5 protein-coding genes are annotated in these 7,022 nt (G+C 61.4%); 1 reads left to right on the top strand and 4 read right to left on the bottom strand.

Annotation, left to right across the window (positions count from 1 at the left end; all coding sequences use genetic code 11):
- Positions 1–312: 312 nt before the first annotated feature.
- The 4 genes from KGB27_RS30460 to KGB27_RS30445 form a co-directional block, all read right to left on the bottom strand.
- On the bottom strand, positions 313–1,308 hold the full coding sequence (locus KGB27_RS30460; protein ID WP_008043336.1) for a YbhN family protein: 996 nt from the start codon (positions 1,306–1,308) through the stop codon (positions 313–315).
- A complete protein-coding gene (locus KGB27_RS30455) occupies positions 1,305–2,081 on the bottom strand; it encodes a DUF2334 domain-containing protein (protein ID WP_223557334.1) in 777 nt (258 codons plus the stop codon). Before KGB27_RS30455 ends, KGB27_RS30460 begins: the two co-directional genes overlap by 4 nt.
- Positions 2,074–3,195 (bottom strand): glycosyltransferase family 4 protein, encoded by a 1,122-nt coding sequence (locus tag KGB27_RS30450; protein ID WP_223557333.1) that lies wholly within the window; start codon positions 3,193–3,195, stop codon positions 2,074–2,076. Before KGB27_RS30450 ends, KGB27_RS30455 begins: the two co-directional genes overlap by 8 nt.
- Positions 3,196–3,385: 190 nt before the next feature.
- Positions 3,386–5,275 carry a methyl-accepting chemotaxis protein gene (locus KGB27_RS30445; RefSeq protein WP_223557332.1) on the bottom strand — a complete coding sequence of 630 codons (1,890 nt, stop codon included), beginning with the start codon at positions 5,273–5,275 and terminating at the stop codon, positions 3,386–3,388.
- Positions 5,276–5,449: 174 nt separating this feature from the next.
- On the opposite strand from KGB27_RS30445, the gene KGB27_RS30440 reads away from it, so the two are divergent.
- Complete coding sequence (locus tag KGB27_RS30440) at positions 5,450–6,937, top strand: helicase HerA-like domain-containing protein (RefSeq protein ID WP_032832797.1); 1,488 nt, start codon at positions 5,450–5,452, stop codon at positions 6,935–6,937.
- The last annotated feature ends 85 nt before the right edge of the window (positions 6,938–7,022 follow it).

Raw genomic sequence — 7,022 nt, 5'->3', positions numbered from 1 at the left:
AGAGCCAGGTCGGCTTTCAGGCCGCCTCGGCGGCTGTGGCGGTAGTCGCCCCCTCGAGAGGCCGAGTGGAGGTTCTGCGCAGTGGGCGACCCGGCATGGATGCCGGGTTAGCCGCCCCCGGCCATGGATGGCCGATGGCGGCGGGCCCACGGAGCAGGACCGGAGCGAGGGTATGCCGAGCCTAGGCGAGGCACCGAACGAAAGGGGCAGAAGCGCTTTGGTTACTTTCGCGCTTTTCGAAAGTGACTCGCTGTAAAAGCGAAACCATAAGCCGCCGTTACCGCAGCAACGGATATACACACAACCCAAAAACTAAGCCTGCCTAAACCTCATCAACTTCTTCAACAACGGCCGCCCAACCATCAACAAAAACACCGGCCCCCCCACCACCAGATAAAAGTAATAAGTCACCGCCCGCCAAATCAAAATCGCCGCCGCCGCAGTAGATTTCCCCACCATGGGCGCCAGCAATGCAGCCGAGGTCAATTCCGCAGCCCCGGCGCCCCCCGGCAACAGGCTGAACTGCCCCGCACTCAGCGAAAGCATCTGAATCAAAAAGCTCCAGGCCCACTGCAAATCCGCGCCAAGCCCGCGCAACGCCAGGTACAACACGCTATAGCGCAGCACCCAATGCACACAGGTCAGGGCAAACACCTTGATCAAAGTCCGAAAGGGCAACTTCAGCGTGTCAGTGAACGCCGCAAGAAAGTGCAGGAGTTTTCGCGCCCAGCGCAGGCGCGTGGTGCCTTTGACATTGAGACGTGCGAGCAGCCGCCCGCTGAGGCGAATCAGCAGCCGATGGTAGCGCGCGATCACCACACAACTAAGCAGCCCGCCGAACATCGATATCGCACTGACGGTCAATAGCCACTCCATGCGTTCACTGAGATGCTGGAACAGCGCATAAATCAGAATCCCGCTTAATGCGCAGAGAAAGAACAGCAGATCGCTGAGTTGATCCATGGCGAAAACCGCGCTGCCCCGTGCCGGGCGCACCCCGTTGCGGGCCAGCAGCGCCATGATGGTCAGCGGTCCGCCGCTGCCGCCCGGAGTGGCGCAGTAGGCGAACTCGGCGGCCATCACCACGCCGAGGCTTTTGACCGGGCTGACCTTGTCGCGCTCATCACCCAGCAACAGGCGCAAGCGCATCGTGTTCACCACCCAGCACAGCAGGATCATGCCGAACATGATCAGCAACCAGCTCAGTGGAAAGCTTTGCAATCGCGACCAGGTCTGGTTGCCACCCAGCAGCAGCGGAATCAGCACCGCCGCGAGCAGCGCGACAAACAGCAGAATCCCCCGGCTCATGCGGCGCGACCGACACGGTCGCTGTGCAGCGCCAGCCAACCAGCCTTGGTCATCGGCAGGCGGCCTTGGTCGAGTAATCGCTTGAGGGTGTGCAGCCAGTAATCGCGCGCGAACCGATGACGCATGTCCACCGGGTGCAGGCCCAGACGAATCACCGACGCCTGGCGCCAGCGTTGCTCGCGCTGATCGCTGACGAGCTTCGACAAACCTCGCCGCCATGCGCTGCGCGCACTCCAGACCAGTCCCGGCGCATCGACCGGGGTGAAATCCGGCAGACGAAACAGATGCTGTGGATCGCTGGTGTAACTCAGGGGTAACTGGCGCAAGGCCTGGCGCGTACCTTCGCTCATCAACCAGGCCGGAGCGACGAACCCTTCGAGCGGCCAGTGATAGCGATGAAACAGCTCGATACCTGCGCGCAGACGCGCGAGGGCTGCGTCCTGCGACAGCGTGTAGAACTCGCCTTCACGGGTATAAATGCGGCGCATGAACCAGTCTCGTGGCGTGTTGGGCAGCGGCTCGTCATCACAATGAAAATAGCCGTGCAGCGCCAGTTCGTCACCTCGGGCGACACGACCGGTCAGCAGGCGGCGCAACCCCGGGTGTGCCTCCAGATCGTTGTGTCTGTGGTAATCCGGCACCACCAGCCAGGTCATCGGCACTTCACCCAAGGCGTCCACGGCTTCGACAAACGGTTGGTAATCGGCCCAGGTATGCGGCGCGACGTCATGCAGCACGAGTAACAGGCAGGGCGCGCTCATGGGCTCAACCATTGGCGGCCAGCGGCCATTGATTGCCGAGGACGGCGTGATAGTGGCCCAGCAGGCTGTCGACTACCGCGTCCCACGAATAATGCCGTTCGACATGGAGGCGCGCTTGTTGGCCGAGCGCGGCACTGCCTGAACTGAACAGCTCCCGCACCGCATTGGCCATCGCCACCGGGTCGTTCGGCGCGCACAGCAGCCCGCATTCTGCGCTGATGATTTCTTCAAAGGCTCCCGCCGCCACGGCTACGACCGGAATGCCGCTGGCCATGGCTTCGAGGATCACCAGGCCAAACGTTTCCTGGTCACCGGCATGCAGCAGCGCATCGGCGCTGGCCATCAACTTCGCCACCTGCGTGACGGGGCAGAACTCATGGATGACGGTGACGTTGTCCGGGACCACGACCGGCATCGACGACCCCACCAGCAACAGGTGATAACGCCGTCCCAGGCGCCGCATGCATTCCAGCAACACCGGCAGGTTTTTTTCCTTGGAGCCTCGCCCGGCAAAAATCAGCAGGTGTGTATTTTCATTGATGCCCAGTTGCGTGCGCAGGCCTGGATCCCGGGCATCGGGATGAAAGGTTTGCAGGTCGACGCCCAGGGTTTGCACGAAAACGTTGTTCACGCCCAGGCTGGTCAGTTTGTCGGCCATGATCCGGCTCGGCGCCAAGACCCGGTCGAAGTTGCCGTAGAGCTTTTTGACATACGCTTCGACGTTGGTTGTGACCCAATTGCCCATGCGATTGCTGACCAGCAGCGGCAAGTCCGAGTGATAGAAGCCGATCACTGGCACGTCGAGTTGGCGGCGGGCATCGAGCGCCGCCCAGGCTGTGAGGTACGGGTCGCCGACCTCGATCAGATCGGGCTGCAAATCCTGCAGGACATTTCGCCAAGGGGCGAGACGGAGAGGGAAACGATAACCCTTGCCGAAGGGCAGGGCAGGGGCCGGAACCGTGTAAACGCCGTCCAGTTCGCTGAGATGTGAACCGGGGATCAGCAGGCTGTGGCGAATGCCGGGTTTGACGCCCAGACGACGGTGTTTTGCATCCAGATACGTGCGCACGCCACCGCTGGCAGGGGCGTAGAACATGGTTATGTCCGCGATGTGCACGATGAACATCCCTCCGGTCCGTTGTACTCCCTTGGTTGACCTTAATGAAGAATAGATGTTCGGCTGGGGTTTTGTGGTGGGGTGTCAGCGAGTTATGCAGTGGTTGGCAGGACGCCATCGCCGGCAAGCCGGCTCCTACAAGGGCGACGCTGATCCCTGTAGGAGCTGGCTTGCCAGCGATGAGGCCCTCAGAAGCGCATTAGATCCGGAAACTACCGACCAACTGCTTGAGACGCGCCGCCTGCTGCTCCAGGTCCGAACACGCCCGCAACGTCGATTGCAGGTTTTCCACCCCTTCCTGGTTCAACGTATTGATCTCGGTAATGTCGACGTTGATCGATTCCACCACCGCCGTCTGTTCCTCGGTCGCCGTCGCCACGGACTGGTTCATCCCGTCGATCTCACCAATGCGCAACGTCACGCTGTTCAGGCGTTCGCCCGCCAGGTTGGCGATTTCCACGCTGTCCTGACTGTGGCGCTGGCTGTCGCTCATGGTGCTGACGGATTCGCGGGCGCCGACTTGCAGCTCCTCGATCATGGTCTGCACCTGCTGCGCCGATTCCTGCGTGCGGTGTGCCAGGTTGCGCACTTCATCGGCTACCACGGCAAAACCACGCCCGGCTTCACCGGCACGGGCCGCTTCGATCGCGGCGTTCAGCGCCAGCAGGTTGGTTTGCTGGGAAATGCTGGTGATCACTTCGAGAATCTGCCCGATGTTCACGGTTTTGCTGTTCAGCGATTCGATGTTGGTGCTCGAAGCGCTAAGCATGCTCGACAGTTGGTTCATCGCGACAATGCTGCGATCCACCACCTGCTGGCCGTCTTCGGCGAGGTTTCGGGCATCGCTGGCCTGGCTCGACGCCTGGGCGGCATTGCGCGCGATTTCCTGGGCTGCGGCGCCGAGCTGATTGATTGCGGCGGCGACGCTGCTGGTACGCGAAGCTTGCTGGTCGGAGTTGTACATCGACGAGTTGGAAGCCGCGACTACGCGCAGCGCCACTTCGTTGACCTGGCCGGTGGCCGAAGACACTTCGCGGATCGAACCGTGAATGCGCTCCACGAAACGGTTGAACGCGGTGCCCAGGAGGCCGAATTCATCGTTGTTCTGGATAGTGAGGCGTTTGGTCAGGTCGCCCTCACCGTCAGCAATGTCGGCCATGGCGCGGGTCATGACGTGCAGCGGCTGTATCAGGATGCGGATCAGCATGCCCAGCAAGGCAATGATGATCGCAACTGCGATGACGGTCGCAATGACCGCCGAGGCGCGGAAATCGCTGAGCTTCGCGAAGGCTTTGTCCTTATCCACCGACAGACCGATGTACCAGTTGACGGAAGACAGGCCTTTGATCGGGGTGAAAGTGACGATGCGGGTTTTGCCATCGACTTCCACTTCACTGAAATCGCTGCTGATGCGCGGTGTATTTTTCGGGTACGACTCAGCCAGGGATTTCATCACCAGCGCTTTGTCCGGGTGCACCAGGATCTTGCCATCGGCGCTGACCAGGAACGCATAACCCATGCCATCGAAGTCCAGCGCATTCAGGCTGTCGGCGATTACTTGCAGGCTCAGGTCACCACCGACCACACCGATGTTCTGGCCGTCCTTGAGCACACTGTTGACGATGGAGATGACCAGTTGGCCAGAGGCCAGATCGATGTAGGGTTCGGTCAGCGCCGAGCCACTGGTGCTTTGGGCGCTTTTGTACCAAGGGCGGGCGCGCGGATCATAGCCATCCGGCATTTTGCTGTCCGGGCGGATGATGAAGGTGCCATCCTTGTTGCCAATGTAAGCACCCATGAAGGTCGACGTCACCGCCTTCTGCTCCAGCAGCTTGGCGACGTTGCCGATGTCCGGGTTCAGCGCGGCGTTTTGTGCGAGGTTTTCGATCAGCAGACTGCGCCCGGTCAGCCAGGTCTGGATATTGTTGGCAGTCACGCTGCCCATTTTTTGCAGATTCTTGTCCAGGTCCTCGCGAATGGCGTTGCGCTGTAGATAGTCGTTGTACAGGGTGAACGAGGCGAACGCGGCAATGACGATGAGGGCGGCGGCAAGCAGGATTTTATGGCTGAAGCGCAGATTTTTGTTCATGGCTTGGGGTTCCGCTAAGGTCTTAATGCCCAAGGCGTGCTTTTATAAGGAAGCGCGCAGTGGGCGGTCATGAAAACAAGCTGATATTTCCGTCCTCTCCTTGGGGGGATTACCGAAGCTTTTCAGTCTTTTATATCGGCCGTGCAGAATTAAAGATTAACCATGGGTGACCAAATGCCTGATTCATCGCAACTCGTTATCGGTGCCGATCTCGCGGGGCAACCGATCGCCCAGGCCATGCGCCTGGCGAACCGTCACGGTCTGGTCGCGGGCGCGACCGGGACCGGCAAGACCGTCACCTTGCAACGACTGGCCGAAGCGTTCAGCGATGCCGGCGTGGCGGTGTTCGCGGCGGACATCAAAGGTGACCTCTGCGGCCTCGGTGCCGCCGGCAACCCGCAGGGCAAGATCGCCGAGCGAATCGCCGGGATGCCCTGGCTGAATCACACGCCGCAGGCGTACCCGGTCACTTTGTGGGACATTCACGGCCAGTCCGGTCATCCCTTGCGCACAACCTTGAGCGAAATGGGCCCGCTGTTGATTGGCGCCCTGCTGGAGTTGACCGACAGCCAGCAATCGGCGCTGTACGCCGCGTTCAAAGTGGCGGACCGCGAAGGCCTGTTGCTGCTGGACTTGAAGGACCTGAAGGCACTGCTCAATCACCTGCGCGACCACCCCGAATTGCTGGGCGACGACGCCGCGTTGATGACCACCGGTTCCAGCCAGGCCTTGTTGCGCCGATTGGCGACCCTGGAGCAACAAGGTGCTGAGGCCTTGTTCGGCGAGCCGGCGCTGCAACTCGAAGACATTCTGCAACCGACCGCCGAGGGGCGCGGGCGCATTCACTTGCTCGATGCCAGTCGTCTGGTGCACGAAGCGCCGAAGGTCTACGCGACGTTCCTGTTGTGGCTGCTGGCTGAACTGTTCGAGCAACTGCCGGAGCGCGGCGATGCCGACAAACCGCTGCTGGCGCTGTTTTTCGACGAAGCCCATTTATTGTTTGCCGATACGCCCAAGGCGTTGCAGGAACGTCTGGAGCAAGTGGTGCGGCTGATTCGCTCGAAAGGCGTGGGCGTGTATTTCGTCACCCAGTCGCCGGGCGACTTGCCAGATGACGTGCTGGCGCAGCTCGGCCTGCGTATCCAGCATGGTTTGCGTGCGTTCACTGCCAAGGAACAAAAATCCCTTCGGGCCGTGGCCGAGGGATTCCGGCCGAACCCGGCGTTCGATGCCTTGTCGGTGCTGACCGAACTGGGGATCGGCGAGGCGCTGGTGGGCACATTGCAGGACAAAGGCACGCCAGAGATGGTCCAGCGCGTCCTGGTGGCACCGCCGCAATCACGGATCGGGCCGCTGAGCGAAACCGAGCGCACGCTGCTGATCGCCGGCTCGCCGTTCAAGGGGCGGTATGACAAACCGGTGGATCGCGAATCAGCCTATGAAGTGCTGATGGGGCGCAAAGGCCTGGCGCCGGAACCCGAAGCGGCACCGGGCAAACCTGCGCCAGAAGAACCGAGCTTCACCGACAAGGCCGGGGAGCTTCTCGGCACGGCCGCAGGGCAGGCACTGAAGTCGGCGATGCGACAGGCGGCCAATCAGCTTGGTCGGCAACTGGTGCGCGGGTTGATGGGGTCGTTGCTCGGCGGTAGCAAACGCCGCTAATTTCCTGACGGGTGCATGCCCTGTAGGAGCGAGGCTTGCCCGCGAAGCTTTTGGCGCCCTCAAGGGCCTCTTCGCGGGCAAGCCT

It is taken from the genome of Pseudomonas sp. BF-R-01 (genome assembly GCF_019946615.1).
GTDB lineage: Bacteria > Pseudomonadota > Gammaproteobacteria > Pseudomonadales > Pseudomonadaceae > Aquipseudomonas > Aquipseudomonas migulae.
Note: the sequence above shows the minus strand (reverse complement) of the source record. Positions and strands in the feature narration are given on the sequence as shown.

Bases quoted from the DNA above. Each gene is read 5' to 3' on its own strand.
- KGB27_RS30445 (WP_223557332.1), bottom strand. From the start codon at position 5,275: ATGAACAAAAATCTGCGCTTCAGCCATAAAATCCTGCTTGCCGCCGCC.
- KGB27_RS30460 (WP_008043336.1), bottom strand. From the start codon at position 1,308: ATGAGCCGGGGGATTCTGCTGTTTGTCGCGCTGCTCGCGGCGGTGCTG.
- KGB27_RS30440 (WP_032832797.1), top strand. From the start codon at position 5,450: ATGCCTGATTCATCGCAACTCGTTATCGGTGCCGATCTCGCGGGGCAA.
- KGB27_RS30450 (WP_223557333.1), bottom strand. From the start codon at position 3,195: ATGTTCATCGTGCACATCGCGGACATAACCATGTTCTACGCCCCTGCC.
- KGB27_RS30455 (WP_223557334.1), bottom strand. From the start codon at position 2,081: ATGGTTGAGCCCATGAGCGCGCCCTGCCTGTTACTCGTGCTGCATGAC.